General features: G+C 63.3%; 15 protein-coding genes. 6 read left to right on the top strand and 9 right to left on the bottom strand.

Annotated features, from left to right (window positions below):
* Nucleotides 1-48 precede the first annotated feature (48 nt).
* From PG881_RS15995 to PG881_RS15985, 3 genes are read right to left on the bottom strand one after another with little or no spacing between them, the layout of a single operon-like run.
* Nucleotides 49-522 carry a DUF494 family protein gene (locus tag PG881_RS15995; protein WP_011704269.1) on the bottom strand — a complete coding sequence of 158 codons (474 nt, stop codon included), beginning with the start codon at nucleotides 520-522 and terminating at the stop codon, nucleotides 49-51.
* Nucleotides 515-1630: a DNA-processing protein DprA gene (dprA, locus tag PG881_RS15990; RefSeq protein WP_270801301.1), complete on the bottom strand. Its 1116-nt coding sequence runs from the start codon at nucleotides 1628-1630 to the stop codon at nucleotides 515-517. Before dprA ends, PG881_RS15995 begins: the two co-directional genes overlap by 8 nt.
* Nucleotide 1631: 1 nt before the next feature.
* Nucleotides 1632-2720: a LysM peptidoglycan-binding domain-containing protein gene (locus tag PG881_RS15985; RefSeq protein ID WP_039214794.1), complete on the bottom strand. Its 1089-nt coding sequence runs from the start codon at nucleotides 2718-2720 to the stop codon at nucleotides 1632-1634.
* Between the two features lie 108 nt (nucleotides 2721-2828).
* Here PG881_RS15985 and def point away from each other — a divergent pair, with 108 nt between their 5' ends.
* The 5 genes from def (at nucleotide 2829) to PG881_RS15960 (ending at nucleotide 8710) form a co-directional block, all read left to right on the top strand.
* A complete protein-coding gene (gene def / locus PG881_RS15980; RefSeq protein WP_011704266.1) occupies nucleotides 2829-3341 on the top strand; it encodes a peptide deformylase in 513 nt (170 codons plus the stop codon).
* 12 nt (nucleotides 3342-3353) lie between these two features.
* Nucleotides 3354-4298 carry a methionyl-tRNA formyltransferase gene (gene fmt, locus PG881_RS15975; RefSeq protein WP_270801295.1) on the top strand — a complete coding sequence of 315 codons (945 nt, stop codon included), beginning with the start codon at nucleotides 3354-3356 and terminating at the stop codon, nucleotides 4296-4298.
* 56 nt (nucleotides 4299-4354) lie between these two features.
* A complete protein-coding gene (gene rsmB / locus PG881_RS15970) occupies nucleotides 4355-5647 on the top strand; it encodes a 16S rRNA (cytosine(967)-C(5))-methyltransferase RsmB (RefSeq protein ID WP_124252680.1) in 1293 nt (430 codons plus the stop codon).
* Between the two features lie 147 nt (nucleotides 5648-5794).
* Nucleotides 5795-7171: a Trk system potassium transporter TrkA gene (gene trkA, locus PG881_RS15965; RefSeq protein WP_011704263.1), complete on the top strand. Its 1377-nt coding sequence runs from the start codon at nucleotides 5795-5797 to the stop codon at nucleotides 7169-7171.
* 96 nt (nucleotides 7172-7267) lie between these two features.
* Complete coding sequence (locus PG881_RS15960) at nucleotides 7268-8710, top strand: TrkH family potassium uptake protein (protein WP_166464622.1); 1443 nt, start codon at nucleotides 7268-7270, stop codon at nucleotides 8708-8710.
* Nucleotides 8711-8924: 214 nt separating this feature from the next.
* Here PG881_RS15960 and rmuC read toward each other — a convergent pair whose 3' ends face one another.
* Together rmuC and PG881_RS15950 are read right to left on the bottom strand one after the other, a co-directional pair.
* Nucleotides 8925-10265: a DNA recombination protein RmuC gene (gene rmuC / locus PG881_RS15955; protein WP_270801285.1), complete on the bottom strand. Its 1341-nt coding sequence runs from the start codon at nucleotides 10263-10265 to the stop codon at nucleotides 8925-8927.
* Entirely contained in the window at nucleotides 10262-10477 is a 216-nt protein-coding gene (locus tag PG881_RS15950) for a hypothetical protein (protein WP_016349071.1), read from the bottom strand. Before PG881_RS15950 ends, rmuC begins: the two co-directional genes overlap by 4 nt.
* Before the next feature lie 138 nt (nucleotides 10478-10615).
* On the opposite strand from PG881_RS15950, the gene PG881_RS15945 reads away from it, so the two are divergent.
* Entirely contained in the window at nucleotides 10616-11128 is a 513-nt protein-coding gene (locus tag PG881_RS15945; protein ID WP_270801282.1) for a ferredoxin-type protein NapF, read from the top strand.
* A 58-nt stretch (nucleotides 11129-11186) separates the two neighbouring features.
* Here the strand turns inward: PG881_RS15945 and PG881_RS15940 are convergent, their stop codons facing one another.
* The 4 genes from PG881_RS15940 to PG881_RS15925 all read right to left on the bottom strand — a co-directional run bounded on the left by PG881_RS15940 (nucleotide 11187) and on the right by PG881_RS15925 (nucleotide 14765).
* Entirely contained in the window at nucleotides 11187-11639 is a 453-nt protein-coding gene (locus PG881_RS15940; RefSeq protein WP_011704258.1) for an Rrf2 family transcriptional regulator, read from the bottom strand.
* A 299-nt stretch (nucleotides 11640-11938) separates the two neighbouring features.
* Nucleotides 11939-12778, bottom strand: coding sequence for a PfkB family carbohydrate kinase (locus PG881_RS15935; RefSeq protein WP_011704257.1), 840 nt, complete (start codon nucleotides 12776-12778; stop codon nucleotides 11939-11941).
* A 119-nt stretch (nucleotides 12779-12897) separates the two neighbouring features.
* Nucleotides 12898-14013 carry an alanine dehydrogenase gene (gene ald / locus PG881_RS15930; RefSeq protein WP_270801279.1) on the bottom strand — a complete coding sequence of 372 codons (1116 nt, stop codon included), beginning with the start codon at nucleotides 14011-14013 and terminating at the stop codon, nucleotides 12898-12900.
* Complete coding sequence (locus tag PG881_RS15925) at nucleotides 14010-14765, bottom strand: glutamine amidotransferase-related protein (RefSeq protein ID WP_011704255.1); 756 nt, start codon at nucleotides 14763-14765, stop codon at nucleotides 14010-14012. Before PG881_RS15925 ends, ald begins: the two co-directional genes overlap by 4 nt.
* Between the last annotated feature and the right edge of the window lie 41 nt (nucleotides 14766-14806).

The raw sequence follows: 14806 nt of genomic DNA, 5'->3' as shown, positions 1-14806 counted from the left end.
GCCTTGAAATCCAGATGACCTGAATTCTACCAGCGCGGCACCGGGCTGTCAGTGGATGACACCGTCTGACTCGTCAAACACCAGCTCTTCCATCTGCTGGTAGGCATTTTCACTGCCCGGTACGTTGAACAGCACCATCATGACGACCCACTTCAGATCGTCCAGCTCGATATCCGGTTTATCAAGCTCGAGCAGGCGCTCGATGCAGATTTCGCGGGTTTCGGCATTGAGTACCTGGGCTTGTTCCAGAAACAGCAGGAAACCACGGCACTCGGTACTGAGGCGTGCCAGTTCTTGTGGAGCATAAATACGCATAGAGCCTTGCGCGCTGGCGGCCACGTAGACCTCCCGCTCGCTGTCATGCAGGTTGGCCAGTCGCTCCAGCCAGTTGAGCGCCTTCTCGATCTCGTCTTTGTCGAAACCTGCCCGGCTCAGTTCGTCGGTGAGTTCATTCTGCTCGACCATCACATCTGCATCGCTGTGGATGTAGGTCTCGAAAAGGTACATCAATACATCAAACATGATTCGCCCTCCTCGCTCTGACGTATCCACCGGCTACCGCCATCACTGCACCGGCCAGCTCCAGCTCTACCAACCTGCCCAATACCACTTCGACAGGAAGCTGGGACCGTTCGGCAACGGTATCCACGCTCGTGGTCTCATAATCTACGTTATCCAACAAATCGGCATAAGGCAATTCGCTATTATTCGAATGCTCAGACAAGTCAGACACTTGCTGCAGCAGACCGACAAATCCGGGCAGCTCTTCCACTATATCGGCCGCGCTCAATACAAGTTTGGCCCCCTGCTGGATTAATTTGTTGCAACCTAGTGCCTGCACATTTTGCGGGGCACCAGGGACGGCAAAGACCTCTCGCCCCTGTTCCAATGCATAACGGGCCGTGATGAGCGAACCGCTCTGCTCGGCCGCCTCTACCACCAGGGTACCCAGCGACAAGCCACTGATGATGCGATTGCGCCGTGGAAAGTGCTCGGCCAGCGGTCCCTTGTCGGGGGCCAGCTCGGAGATAAGCAAGCCGCCTTGCGCCAGGATTTCCATGGCCAACCCCTGATGGCGCTTCGGATAGAGGCAGTCGAGCCCTGAGCCCAGCACGGCCAGGGTAGTCCCCCCTGTCGCCAACGCCTGCTGATGACAGACTCCATCGATGCCAATAGCCAGTCCGGAGGTGATGGCCAGCCCACAGGCGACCAGCTCAGCGCAGAGGCGGACAGCATTGTCCTTGCCGGCATAGGTGGGATGGCGCGTGCCGACCATCGCCAGCTGAGGAGCAGACAGGGTAGCCAGGTTGCCACGACAGTAGAGCAACAGCGGGGCGGCGGGGATCTCTTTGAGCAAAGTGGGATAGGCGGGGTCATCCGGACACAGGAGGTGATTGCCGGGCTCGGCGGCCCAGCTCAGCGCCTGCTCGACAACCGGCTGGGGCCACCTCATCTGCTGGATTTGAGCGCTCTGCAGACCAAGAGCTCGCAGGGTGCCGTCATCGGCGTCGAACAGGGTGACGATGTCACCGCCAAAATGGGCCAGCAGGCGAGCAGCGGTGACCGGACCGATACCAGTGACGGCATCCAGCGTCAACCACAGCGCGAGTCGCCCGGATGGAAGAGGCACGTCAGAAATTGCTGACCTGATAACCGGTGCTGACCATGTCCTGACTCTGCAGGATCAGGCCATAACTCAGCTTGTCGTACACCTTGAACAACATGACTCGAGCCACGGCCTCCGACGGCAGGGGTGGCTTGCCGGCCGAATAGAAGGCCTTGTCATAGACGGAGGAGTACTCCCGATAGGCGACCTTGCCATTCTTGCTCACCAGCCGGGCGCCGGGCCGCAGTATCTCCAGCACATCACCGGGTGCCACCTGATCACGTATGCCCTTGTTGATGAGCACGACGTCGAACTTGCCACCGCCGCGGGCCTTGCTCGGCAAATCGACGATATAGCCGGGCGAGATGACGGGGGCAGCCTTGGGAGTGAACACGGCGGAGAGGCTCTCCTGCGGCGGGAACGGCATCAGCTTGTCGCCCTGATACACCTCGCGCTGGTTGTGGCTGAGGGTTACCCGGGTGCGGCCGTCCGGCAGCAGGGCTTCCGCTCTGGCCGTGCCGACGAAGACCGCCTCTTGCCCCAGCTGTTCGCCACTCTTCTTGTCTTTGTAGATGGTCCCCGGATGATAGATGCCATAGTCCTGACCCGGGATCAGCGAGCCCTGTACGTAAAGGGTATCCCCCTCCAGCATGCCGATGTGTGCCTCATCATTGCCCAGCACATAAGGCAGCTGCTTTGCCTGCTGGCTGTCAGCCAGAATATGGTCGGTTTGCAGGAAAGGGCCGATCTCGCTGAGCGGCAGGGTTGGAATGGGGTTGGCCTTGTTCTCGTAACGACTCTTGGGAGAGAGGTGAACAACCTGCTTGCCGCCCTGCATCGCCTTGCCAAGCCGCGGCTCGCCGTTGACCCAACTCAGGTGCAGCACATCGCCTGGGTAGATCCAGTGTGGATTGGCGATCTGCGGGTTAATATTCCAGAGCCTTGGCCATAGCCAAGGCTCCGCCAGATACTGGCCGGAAATATCCCAGAGGGTATCGCCTTTTTGCACCACATAGGTCTCGGGATAACCCGCTTTCAGTTTCAGCTGGTCGGCCAGCACGCCCTGGCTCAGGGTGGCCAACAGACAGGCGAGGATGGTTTGCTTCAGATACATAACACTCCCTGTTACTTCTGCGCGCAAAGTGTTGCTGTTTTTTGTCGGCGTAAATGACTAGAATTACGCCAATATTGACTGCATTTATACGAAACTAAAGAAAAAACTATGGCCATTCTAGATGTATTGCGTTTCCCCGATGAGCGTCTGCGTACCGTCGCAGCCCCTGTCGAGACCTTTACACCCGAGTTACAACACATTGTAGATGATATGTTCGAAACCATGTACGCGGAGGAAGGCATCGGCCTCGCCGCCACTCAGGTCGACATTCATCAGCGCATCATAGTGATCGATGTCTCTGAAAACCGTGAAGATCCTCTGGTATTGATCAACCCCGAGATCATCGAACAGGCCGGCAGCACCGGCATCGAGGAAGGGTGCCTCTCCGTGCCCGGCAGCCGTGCCCTGGTACCCCGCGCCGAGTGGGTCAAGGTGCGCGCCCTGGATCGCCACGGCAAGGCATTCGAGCTGGAAGCAGACGATCTGCTCGCCATCTGCATCCAGCATGAGATGGACCATCTGGTCGGCAAGCTGTTTGTGGATTACCTGTCCCCGCTCAAGCGCCAGCGCATTCGCCAGAAGCTGGAAAAGATGGCCCGTGAAGATCGTAAAGTCCTCTGAGGATCTGCCCCATTGAATAAGCTGAAACTGATTTTTGCCGGTACTCCCGACTTCGCCGCCCGTCACCTGGCGGCGTTGTTGTCTTCCGACCACGAGGTCGTCGCCGTTTATACCCAGCCCGACAAACCTGCCGGCCGCGGCCAGAAGCTCACCGCCAGCCCGGTCAAGGAGCTGGCGTTGGCCCACGATCTGCCGGTCTATCAACCCGCCTCCCTGCGCAAGGAAGAGGCCCAGGCCGAACTGGCCGCCCTTGGCGCCGACCTGATGGTAGTGGTCGCCTACGGCCTGATCCTGCCCAAGGCCGTGCTCGACACTCCGCGTCTGGGCTGTATCAACGTGCACGGCTCCCTGCTGCCGCGCTGGCGCGGTGCCGCGCCGATCCAGCGCTCCATCTGGGCGGGCGATGCCGAAACCGGTGTCACCATCATGCAGATGGATGTGGGGCTGGATACCGGTGCCATGATCCGCAAGGTGAGCTGCCCCATCGTCGCCGACGAAACCTCCGCCAGCCTGTACGACAAGCTGGCCGGACTGGGCCCGCAGGCGTTGGTCGACACCGTCAATGCCATGGCTGCCGGCAACACCGCCGCCGAAGCGCAGGACGATGCGCTCGCCAACTACGCCGAGAAGCTCTCCAAGGAGGAGGCCCGCATCGACTGGTCGATGGAAGCCATCGCCATCGAGCGCTGCATCCGCGCTTTCAACCCCTGGCCCATCAGCTGGTTTGAAGTCGCCGGCCAGACCGTCAAGGTATGGCAGGCCGAGGTCGTCGCACAGGATCACGGCCAGGCGGCCGGTACCCTGCTCAAGGCTGACAAACAGGGGATCGACATCGCCACCGGCAAGGGTGTGCTGCGCCTGCTGACCCTGCAGCCGCCCGGCAAGAAGGCCATGTCCGTGACGGACCTGCTCAACTCTCGCCGCGACTGGTTTGAACCCGGCACGCAATTGAATTGAACTGAATTGACACAAGGCGGGGCCCAGGCCCCGACTTGCGCATCTAAGGTAACACTATGAAAACACGCGCACAGGCTGCTCTCGTCATTCAACAGGTGCTGGATCAGGGCCAGTCCCTCTCCGCCGTTCTGCCTGCTGCCCAGGAGAAGGTTGCGCCCCGCGATCGCGCCCTCCTGCAAGAACTCTGCTACGGCACCCTGCGCTGGCTGCCCCGCCTCGATGCGGCGGTCGGCGAGATGATGGACAAGCCGCTCAAGAACAAGAGCCGCATCTTCCACTACCTGATCCTGGTCGGTCTCTATCAGCTCATCTACACCCGCATTCCGGCTCACGCCGCGGTGGCCGAGACCGTCAACGCCGTCAAGCTGCTCAAGGGCACCTCCTTGCGCGGCCTCATCAACGGTGTGCTGCGCAACTTCCAGCGCAGCGCCGAAGTCATTCTGCTGCGCATCGACCGTGTCCCCAGCATCCGTCTCGGCCACCCGGAGTGGCTCACCAAGCGGCTGCGCCAGGCCTATCCGGATGAGTGGGAATTCATCATGGAGGCCAACAACCAGCGCCCGCCCATGTGGATCCGCAACAACAGCCAGCGCCAGAGCCGCGAGCAGATGCTGGCCCGCATGGCCGAGGCCGGCATCAATGCGATGGCCGGTGAAGAGGGTGAAGATTGCATCCTGCTGGAACGTCCCTGCGACGTGACCAAGCTGCCCGGCTTCGAGGTCGGCGACTGCTCGGTACAGGATGGCGCAGCACAACAAGCCGCCGCGTTGCTCGACCCGCAACCGGGCGAGTGGGTGTTGGATGCCTGCGCCGCCCCCGGTGGCAAGACCGCCCACCTGCTGGAGCGCCAGCCCGCGCTGGCCGGCGTGGTGGCGGTCGATGCCGACGACAACCGCCTCAAGCGGGTGCAGGAGAACCTGGATCGCATCGGCCTCACCGCCAAGGTGATCCACGGCGATGCCAGCACCCCGGATCTGTGGTGGCCGGAGGGTCAGTTCGACCGCATCCTGCTGGATGCCCCCTGCTCCGCCACCGGCGTCATCCGCCGTCACCCCGACATCAAGTGGCTGCGTCGGGATCAGGACATCCGCGAGCTGGCCGAGCTGCAACACCGCATCCTCGGCGCCCTCTGGTCGAAACTGAAAAGCGGCGGTACTCTGCTGTATGCCACCTGCTCCGTGCTGCCGGAAGAGAACCGCGACCAGATCCGCGCCTTCCTCGCGGCCACCCCGGACGCCATCCTGGTACCGCTGCATGCGCAGGACACCCCGGAGTGCCCGGGTCGCCAGTTTCTGCCGGGCGAGGCCGAGATGGACGGCTTCTACTATGCCAAGCTGATCAAGCGGTAAGCAGGGCCATCATCACGGCGGGTGCCGCTTGCGGCACCCATTACTGCCCAACATCGAGCGCGCTTTCCCTATGAGATTCATCCTGTTGATGACCGTCCCCACGCACCCTGGCCGCCGTTGCAACGGCGACGCTCATGAGGCCGTCCTATGAAGATCATCATTCTGGGCGCCGGCCAGGTCGGCGGCACCCTGGCCGAGAACCTGGCCGGCGAGAACAACGACATCACCATCGTCGACACCGATAGCGACCGGCTGCGCGAGCTGCAGGACAAGTTCGACCTGCGGGTGGTGAACGGCCACGGCGCCCATCCCAAGGTGCTGCGTGAAGCGGGTGCCCAGGATGCCGACATGCTGGTCGCGGTCACCAACAGCGACGAGACCAACATGGTCGCCTGCCAGGTGGCCTACTCCCTGTTCAACACCCCCAACAAGGTGGCGCGGATCCGCTCGCCGGCCTATCTGGTGGAGCGTGATCGGCTGTTCCTGCCCGAATCCGTGCCGGTGGATCACCTGATCGCCCCCGAGCAGCTGGTGACCGACTACGTGCGCCGCCTGATCGAGTACCCGGGTGCCCTGCAGGTGGTGGACTTCGCCGGCGGCAAGGTGGGACTGGTGGCGGTCAAGGCCTACTACGGCGGCCCGCTGGTGGGCAACGCCCTCTCCACCCTGCGGGATCACATGCCCAACATCGAGACCCGGGTAGCGGCGATCTTCCGTCAGGGCCGCTCCATCCGCCCGCAGGGCACCACCATCATCGAGGCCGATGACGAGGTGTTCTTCGTGGCGGCGGCGGGCCATATCCGCGCCGTGATGTCGGAGCTGCAGCGGCTCGAGAGCCCCTACCGGCGCATCATGATCGTCGGCGGCGGCAACATCGGTGCCGGCCTCGCCCGCCAGCTGGAGAAGCGCTACAGCGTGAAGCTGATCGAGCGCAACCAGAAGCGGGCGGAGCAGCTCTCCGAGGTGCTGGAAAACACCATCGTCTTCTGCGGCGACGCGGCGGATCAGGAGCTGCTGGCGGAGGAGCACATCGACCAGATCGACGTCTTCATCGCGGTGACCAACGAGGACGAGGCCAACATCATGTCGGCCCTGCTCGCCAAGAAGATGGGCGCCAAGAAGACCATGGTGCTGATCCAGCGCAGCGCCTACGTGGATCTGGTGCAGGGCGGTTCCATCGACATCGCCATCTCGCCGCAGCAGGCCACCATCTCGGCCCTGCTGACCCACGTGCGCCGGGCCGACATCGCCAACGTCTACAGCCTGCGCCGCGGTGCGGCCGAGGCCATCGAGGCGATCGCCCACGGGGACGAGAACACCTCCAAGGTGGTCGGCAAGACGGTAGGCGAGCTCAAGCTGCCGCCCGGCACCACCATCGGCGCCATCGTGCGCGGTGACGAGGTGCTGATCGCCCACGACCGGACCCAGATCCAGCAGGATGACCACGTGGTGATGTTCCTGGTGGACAAGAAGTACATTCCGGAAGTGGAACGTCTGTTCCAGCCAAGTCCCTTCTTCCTGTAATCTGCCCATGCACCCAGGCAGCACAACCCAGACCCGGCACAGCCTCTACCAGGGATTGTCCGGGTCTTTTGTCAATCAACGACCAGGTTATCTTGCATGATCAAGCTGCGTCCCATCATCTTCACCCTCGGGCTGGTGCTCTCCAAGCTGGCCCTGTTCATGTGGCTGCCCACCCTGCTGGCCCTGCTGACCGGCTCCGAGGGGTTCGTCGAGTTTCTCAAGTCGGTGCTGATCACCCACGGCGCGGCTCTGCTCTGCCTGCATTACGGCCGCAAGGCGGTGTTCCATCTCGGCGTGCGGGAGATGTTCCTGCTCACCACCTCGGTCTGGGTGGTGGCCTGCATCTTCGGCGCCCTGCCCTTCTTCTTCATCAATCACATCGACTTCACCGACGCCTACTTCGAGACCATGTCGGGGGTCACCACCACCGGCTCCACCGTGCTGTCGGGGCTCGACGGCATGGCCCACAGCATACTGCTGTGGCGCTCCATCCTGCAGTGGCTGGGCGGGGTGGGCTTCATCGTGATGGCGGTGGCGGTGCTGCCCTACCTCAACGTAGGCGGCATGAAGCTGTTCCAGACCGAGAGCTCGGATTGGTCCGACAAGAGTGCGCCGCGCGCCAAGACAGTGGCCAACAACATAGTGCTGGTCTACCTGGTGCTCTCCATGCTCTGCTTCCTCGCCTACTGGGTGAGCGGCATGACCCTGTTCGAGGCGGTCAACCACTCGATGACCACCCTCAGCACCGGCGGCTACTCCACCTCCGATCAATCCATGTCCCACTTCTCCAACTCGGCGCACTGGATCGGTACCGTCTTCATGTTCCTCGGCGGCCTGCCCTTCCTGCTCTATGTGCAGAGCCTGAGCCGGCGTGACAACAGCCTGCTCAAGGATGCCCAGGTACAGGGTTTCTTCTGGCTGGTGGTCTGGGTCACCGTGGTGGTCACCTTCTACCTGTGGCTAAGGGACATCTACGGCTTCATGGATGCCCTGCGCATCAGCTGCTTCAACATCGTCTCCGTGCTCACCACCACCGGCTTCGGGCTCGGTGACTTCGGCACCTGGGGCCCGCTCACCAACATCATCTTCATCATTTTGCTGGCCCTCGGCGCCTGCTCCGGCTCCACCGCTGGCGGCCTCAAGATCTTCCGGGTGCAGGTGGCGTTCGCCCTGTTCAAGAAGCAGATGCGCCAGCTGATGCACCCCTCCGGCGTCTTCCCGCAGAAGTACAACGGCCGCCCGGTCAACGACGCCATCATCCGCTCGATGATCTCGTTCGTGCTGGCCTACTTCGCTGTCATCCTGCTGATCGCCGCTCTGCTCGCCGCTATAGGGCTGGATCCCCTGACCGCCATCTCGGGCTCCATCACCGCCGTCGCCAACGTGGGTCCGGGCATGGGGCCGATCATCGGCCCCAGCACCAACTTCGCCACCCTGCCGGACTCGGCCAAGTGGATCCTGTCGTTCGGCATGCTGCTGGGACGGCTCGAGATCCTGACCGTGGCGGTGCTCTTCTTCCCCTCCTTCTGGAAGCAATGACGGGAAGATGGCATGACCGCGAACGTCTGATTACGCCGTTGCGCGGCTAATCAAACCTACGGCCTTGGCTGCAATCGACAAGCCTGTGGATCCGTAGGTTCGAATAGCGAAGCGTATTCGGACGCGGCAACGGGGTTGGTAACGATGTGTATTCGGACACGCAAATGCAGAAGGGCAGCCACTGGCTGCCCTTCTTGTTGCATGAAGCTCCGTCTCACTCGGCCGGGTCTTCCCGTTCCAGTGCCCGGTTGACCAGCGGCTCGGGCAGGGTCTTGGTCACCTCCACCCCCAGCTCGCGAAAGCGTTCCACCTGGGCGATCAGGTTGCCGCGCCCGTTCACCAGCCGCCCCATCGCCTTGTCGTAGCTCTCCTGTGCCCGGTGCAGGCTGCCACCCAGCTGCTGCATCTCCTCCACGAACAGCCGCAGCTTCTCGTAGAGGCGGCCGGCCCGCTCGGCGATCTGGCGGGCATTCTGGTTCTGCCGCTCGTAGCGCCACAGGTTCTCTATGGTGCGCAGCGCCACCATCAGGTTGGTAGGGCTCACCAGCAGAATGTTGTTGTCGAGCCCGAATCGCACCAGCGAGGGATCGGCCTCCACCGCGGTGAGGAAGGCGGGCTCCACCGCCACGAACATCAGCACGTAATCGAGGGTGCGCACCCCGGGCAGCTGCTGGTAATCCTTGCGGCCCAGCTCGCGGATGTGGTTGCGCACCGAGGTGACGTGCTCTTTCAGCGCCACCGCCTTCTCCAGCTCGTCATCGCTGTTGTACCAGCGCTCGTAGGCGGTCAGCGACACCTTGGCGTCGATGATGATGTCCTTGTCCTGCGGCAGGTGAACGATGACGTCAGGCTGATAGCGCTTGCCCTTGTCCACCTCGATGTTGACCTGGGTGTGGTACTCGTGGCCTTCGCGCAGGCCGCATTCGCTGAGGATCCGTGCCAGCACCACCTCGCCCCAGTTGCCCTGCTGCTTGCTGTCGCCCTTGAGGGCACGGGTCAGCGCCGCCGCCTCCTCGGTCATGCGGGCGTTGAGCTCGGCCAGGCGCTCCAGCTCGAACTTGAGGCTGTGACGCTGGGCCGTCTCCTGGGCGTGAGTTTCCCCCACCTGGCGGCGAAAGCCCTCAAGCTGCTCTTTCAGCGGCGTCAGCAGCAGATCCAGGCTGTTCTGGTTCAGTTCACGGAAGTTGCCCGAGTTTTGCTCGAAAATCCGGTTGGCGAGGTTCTCGAACTGCTGACTGAGGCGCTGCTCCGCCTCCTGTTGCAGTTGCAGCTTCTCGGCGGCGGCCAGCCGCTCGCTGCGCAGGGTGGCTTCGGCATCCTTGAGACGGGCGGTGAGCTTGATCAGCAGGGTCTGTTGCTGTTCCAGCTTCTGCTGGCCCTGCAACTTTTCATCCTGCAGCTCGTCACAGCGATCCTGCAGCGCCTGCTGGCGCTCCTGGCTCAGCAGCACCTGCTGGGCCAGCTGGGCCGCACCACGCCGGCCCGCCAGCCAGCCCAAGCCGACCGCCAGCACGGCGGCAGCCAGCAGCAGGCCCCAGAGCCCGGGCTCGATCATTTGCGGCTCCGCTGACGCAGAAAGAGTTCGAGATAGCGGTTGAGCAGCAGCCAGAGCAGCACGTAGAGCAGATAGGCGGCCAGCACCACCCACTTGTGACTGTTAACTCCGGTGTCGAGCTCGACGAATTCGATCCCCTTGATGCGGCAGTAGCCCCACATCAGCAAGGGGAAGACATAGAGCAGAGAAGCACGCCACAGAAATAACCACATGAGTTCATTCAATCCTGCAAAAAGACCCGCCTAGCTTACACAAGGGCAACCCGGCTTGCGATCCTGGCCGGCGCTATTCTCTGGCTTGCGAAGGGAAACTTGGATAAAATTAACCCCTAATAGGTATCAGGGGTGAGCATGACTCATTTTTTCTGTCGCTGGCTGACGCAAGCATTGGGGGGCTCTCGCAAACCGGAGGTGGTTTGTCACGAAGCGCGTCCCCCCTGGGCCATCGAAGAGTCCCAGTTCCTCTCCCTCTGCTCCCGCTGCGGTGAATGCTTCAAGGCCTGTCCCAACGGCCTGCTCAAACCGGCCAACCAGCCCGAATATGACGACTCCCCCATCGCCGGCACGCCCGTGCTGGATCTCGCCTGCGGCCAGTGCAGCTATTGCGGCAGCTGCGCCAGGGCCTGTCCGACCGGCGCCCTCGACCTGCAGCTGGGTCGTCAGGTGCAGACCCGGGTACGGATCGAGGCCAGCTGCCAGGCCCGGCAGGGCTTCTACTGCCTGCTGTGTGAAGATGCCTGCCCCCAGCAGGCGATCAAGGCCACCGCCGACGGCGTCAGCATCAACATGGCGGCCTGCGACGGCTGCGGCGCCTGTGGTCTCGCCTGCCTGCACGGCGCCATCACCCTGATCCCCCAGCTCTGAACCCAAATCCCGGACATGACAAAGGGGCCCGTGGGCCCCTTTGTCATGCTTGCCTGGCTTATGCCATGGCCAGAATCGAATCCTGTTCGATGCCGAGCAGATGGCAGAGCCGGGTCGGATCACGCACCGCATCGGCCAGGGTGTACTCCCCCAGCACCTCGAGGAAGGCGTTCATGGCACGGCGCAGAATACCCTGGATGCGGCAGCCACCGGAGAGGCGGCAATTCTCGCGCTTGCAGTCCACCGGGCAGAGCACGTGCTCCATGTCCATCACCACGTCACGCAGGTTGATGGAGACGGCGGAGCGGCCGAGCCGGATGCCACCATGCTTGCCACGCACCGTCTCTATGTACCCCTTGATGCCGAGCTGATGCACTATCTTGACCACGTGGTTGCGGGAGATGGCAAAGGTATCGGCCACCTCGGTGATGGTCGACAGGCGATCTCCCGGCTGGACCGCCAGAAAAGTCAGGGTACGCAGGGCATAGTCGGTAAATCGTGTCAGTTGCATGGTCGCACTTGCCTCTTACTACAAGTCAGAAATCAGGACGACAACCTAAAGCTAAGAGGCGGGGAAGCGCTTGCGCCCGCGCAAGGTCCGCATCTTAATCTGAGTCGTGGAATGACAAGGTTAAGAGCAGCTCAGGCGGGTGTCGATGAAGATGCACATAAATCGACACTTTCTTTGATTGATCGCAAACTTGCAGGGTTAGTCCAAGGTTTTGGGGGGTTATGGCGGTTAAATTCACCGGTTTTCCCCTCCACCTAGGCCCGCGCAAGGAGACCTCAACGGCAACAGTTCATGGCGGCTCAGTGCGGCTGCCTGAGCCAGTTTTTCAGGGCGCTGGAGGGGATGGAACTCTCGGAGGCGACCGCGAAGGCGCCCCAGTCCACCGCGCACTGCAGCGCATCCCGGATCGCCATGCCTCGTGCCAGCCCGTGGATCAGGCCGCCGGCGAAGGCATCCCCCGCCCCCGTGGTGTCCACCACCGACACCGGCCGCGCCGCCACCCGGATCTGCTCCTCGCCGTGAATGGCCACCGCCCCCGCCTTGCCTTCGGTCAACACCAGCCAGGCCAGCTGCTCGCCGGCGATCTGGCGGGCGTGCTGCCAGGGGTCATCCACCTCGCCGAGATCGGAGCGGGAGGCCACCAGCACGTGGCAGGGGCGACGCGCCTGGCCGCCCTTGGGATACTGGGCCACCACGAAGCTCTTGCCGAGCATCTGGCGCATATACCCGATGATGGCGGTGCCGGGGTAGTTCACGTAGAGGCAGTCCACCCCCTCGCTCGGCAGATCACCCGGCAGGTCCGGGCGCCGTGGCCGCCTGAGGATGGTGCGCTCGCCGGTGGAGTCCACCAGGATCAGCAGCTCACCGGTCTCGCCGCCAAAGCGCTCAACATGGCTGCAGTCCAGGCCGTAGCCCGCCGCCTGCTCCAGCAGCCAGTCACCGGTTTCATCCAGCCCGATGCGCGAGGCGATGGTCACCTCATGGCCGGCCCACACCAACCCGATGCCGGTGTTGGCGGCACCGCCGCCGAGCCGGCGGCCCTGATCCAGGTATTGCAGGCGGGCACCGGCCACCAGGGGTTCGGAGAGGGAGAGCACGTGATCACAGTTGAGATTGGCGAGCAGCAGAATGCGGGACATGAAGAGACCTCACTGACAGGGGAGCCCAGTATATGAGAAAGGGCCGTGACGGCCCTCTCTGAAATCGCGGGGTTTGTGAGCCCGCTCGACGTTTGCCGAGCGAGCGCGCGACGGCTGCGTCAGCCCAGTACCGACTCGGCGCTGACGTACTCGTAGCCGAGCGCCTGCGCCACCGCCGCCTGGGTGATCTTGCCCTTGAACACGTTCAGACCGGCTCGCAGGTGGCGATCGTCCTGCAGCGCCCGGGCATAACCCTTGTCGGCCAGCGCCAGCACGAACGGCAGGGTGGCGTTGGTCAGCGCGAAGGTGGAGGTGCGCGCTACCCCGCCCGGCATGTTGGCCACGCAGTAGTGGATGATGCCGTCCACTACGTAGGTGGGCTCCTCATGGGTGGTCGGATGGGAGGTCTCGAAACAGCCGCCCTGATCGATGGCCACGTCCACCAGCACCGAGCCCTTGCGCATCAGCTTGAGCATGTCGCGGGTCAGCAGCTTGGGCGCCGCCGCCCCCGGGATCAGTACGGCACCGATCACCAGATCAGCCTGGGCGATGCACGCCTCTATGTTGGTGCGGGTGGAGTAGAGGGTCTTGAGGGCCGGGCCGTACAGGCTGTCCAGCTCCCGCAGCCGCGGCAGGGAGCGATCCAGGATGGTGACGTCGGCCCCCAGTCCCAGCGCCATGCGCGCCGAGTTGACGCCGACCACCCCGCCACCCAGCACCACCACCTTGGCGGGTGCCACCGCAGGCACCCCACCCAGCAGGGTGCCGTTGCCCCCCTGCGCCTTCTCCAGACTGTGGGCGCCGGCCTGGATCGCCATCCGCCCCGCCACCTCGGACATGGGCGCCAGCAGCGGCAGGCCGCCGCGATCGTCGGTCACCGTCTCGTAGGCGATGGCCACCGCCCCCGAGTGCACCAGCAGCTGGGTCTGCACCGGGTCCGGCGCCAGGTGCAGGTAGGTGAACAGCAGCTGACCCGGCCTGAGCAGTTCGCACTCCTCCGGCTGGGGCTCCTTCACCTTCACTATCATCTCGGCCCGGGCGAAAATCTCCGCCGCGCTGGTCACCAGTTCGGCACCGGCTGCCTGGTACTCGGCGTCGGACAGCCCGATCGCCTCGCCTCCCTGCTGCTGCACCAGCACCTTGTGTCCCCGGGCCGTCAGCTCCTGCACTCCGGCGGGAGTCATGCCGACCCGGTATTCATGGTTTTTGATTTCCTTGGGTACGCCAATAATCATGCTCGCTCTCCTGCTGTGATCCCGCCGGCAGCCGTGTCGGCGCCGGGCAGGATGCCCAAAAATTGCAACAACCACTGCATCATGGTGGCCGAATCCACCTCCCCCTCCAGCGAGGAGAGGCTGCGCTGGTAACGATCGTCCGGCAGCAGATCCCGCCGCCGCTCGATCAGCGCCCGGTTGTACTCCACCGAGAATTCCGGATGTCCCTGGATGGCCACTATGTGGTCACCCTGCAAAAACATGAAATTGGGACAAAAATCATTGCCCGCCAACCGGGTGGCCCCCGGTGGCAGCTGCTCCACCTGATCCTGGTGGCTGGCCAGGATCCGGATGGTCTCGAGCCCCGGCTCCATCCAGGGTTGTCGCGCCAGCATGGGATGGACCGACACCCCCAGCCCCCAGCCCTTGGTGGACTTCATCACCTCGCCCCCCAGCGCCTGGGCGATCACCTGGTGGCCGAAGCAGACCCCGGCCAGCTTGACGTCGGCATCGTGGGCGCGCCGGATCCAGTCGCGCAGCGCCCGGATCCAGGGGATGTCGCTGTAGGCATCATGGCGCGAGCCGGTGATGAGCCAGGCATCGCACTCGTGCAGATCGGCCGGCAGCTCGCCATCGAGCGCCGACCAGACCCGAAACTCCAGCCCGGGGGCCAGCGCCCGGAAGCCCTTGATAAACATCTCGGAGTAAACGGGGCCGAAATCCCCCACCAAGTCGGGGTCCAGCCGGTCACAATCGAGAATTCCCAGTCGCATCTGTTACTCCTTCACAGTGATAGCGGCGAACGAAGGTGGAT

This window comes from Aeromonas sp. QDB54 (genome assembly GCF_027707385.1).
Classification (GTDB): Bacteria; Pseudomonadota; Gammaproteobacteria; order Enterobacterales; family Aeromonadaceae; genus Aeromonas; species Aeromonas hydrophila.
This window is presented reverse-complemented; position numbering and strand designations above follow the sequence as displayed.

What these genes read in the sequence shown, in the direction of transcription:
- PG881_RS15945 (WP_270801282.1), top strand. Translation starts at nt 10,616, where the DNA reads ATGACTCATTTTTTCTGTCGCTGGCTGACGCAAGCATTGGGGGGCTCT.
- PG881_RS15925 (WP_011704255.1), bottom strand. Translation starts at nt 14,765, where the DNA reads ATGCGACTGGGAATTCTCGATTGTGACCGGCTGGACCCCGACTTGGTG.
- PG881_RS15935 (WP_011704257.1), bottom strand. Translation starts at nt 12,778, where the DNA reads ATGTCCCGCATTCTGCTGCTCGCCAATCTCAACTGTGATCACGTGCTC.
- PG881_RS15960 (WP_166464622.1), top strand. Translation starts at nt 7,268, where the DNA reads ATGATCAAGCTGCGTCCCATCATCTTCACCCTCGGGCTGGTGCTCTCC.
- ald (WP_270801279.1), bottom strand. Translation starts at nt 14,013, where the DNA reads ATGATTATTGGCGTACCCAAGGAAATCAAAAACCATGAATACCGGGTC.
- rmuC (WP_270801285.1), bottom strand. Translation starts at nt 10,265, where the DNA reads ATGATCGAGCCCGGGCTCTGGGGCCTGCTGCTGGCTGCCGCCGTGCTG.
- trkA (WP_011704263.1), top strand. Translation starts at nt 5,795, where the DNA reads ATGAAGATCATCATTCTGGGCGCCGGCCAGGTCGGCGGCACCCTGGCC.
- PG881_RS15995 (WP_011704269.1), bottom strand. Translation starts at nt 522, where the DNA reads ATGTTTGATGTATTGATGTACCTTTTCGAGACCTACATCCACAGCGAT.
- PG881_RS15940 (WP_011704258.1), bottom strand. Translation starts at nt 11,639, where the DNA reads ATGCAACTGACACGATTTACCGACTATGCCCTGCGTACCCTGACTTTT.
- PG881_RS15950 (WP_016349071.1), bottom strand. Translation starts at nt 10,477, where the DNA reads ATGTGGTTATTTCTGTGGCGTGCTTCTCTGCTCTATGTCTTCCCCTTG.
- PG881_RS15985 (WP_039214794.1), bottom strand. Translation starts at nt 2,720, where the DNA reads ATGTATCTGAAGCAAACCATCCTCGCCTGTCTGTTGGCCACCCTGAGC.
- rsmB (WP_124252680.1), top strand. Translation starts at nt 4,355, where the DNA reads ATGAAAACACGCGCACAGGCTGCTCTCGTCATTCAACAGGTGCTGGAT.
- def (WP_011704266.1), top strand. Translation starts at nt 2,829, where the DNA reads ATGGCCATTCTAGATGTATTGCGTTTCCCCGATGAGCGTCTGCGTACC.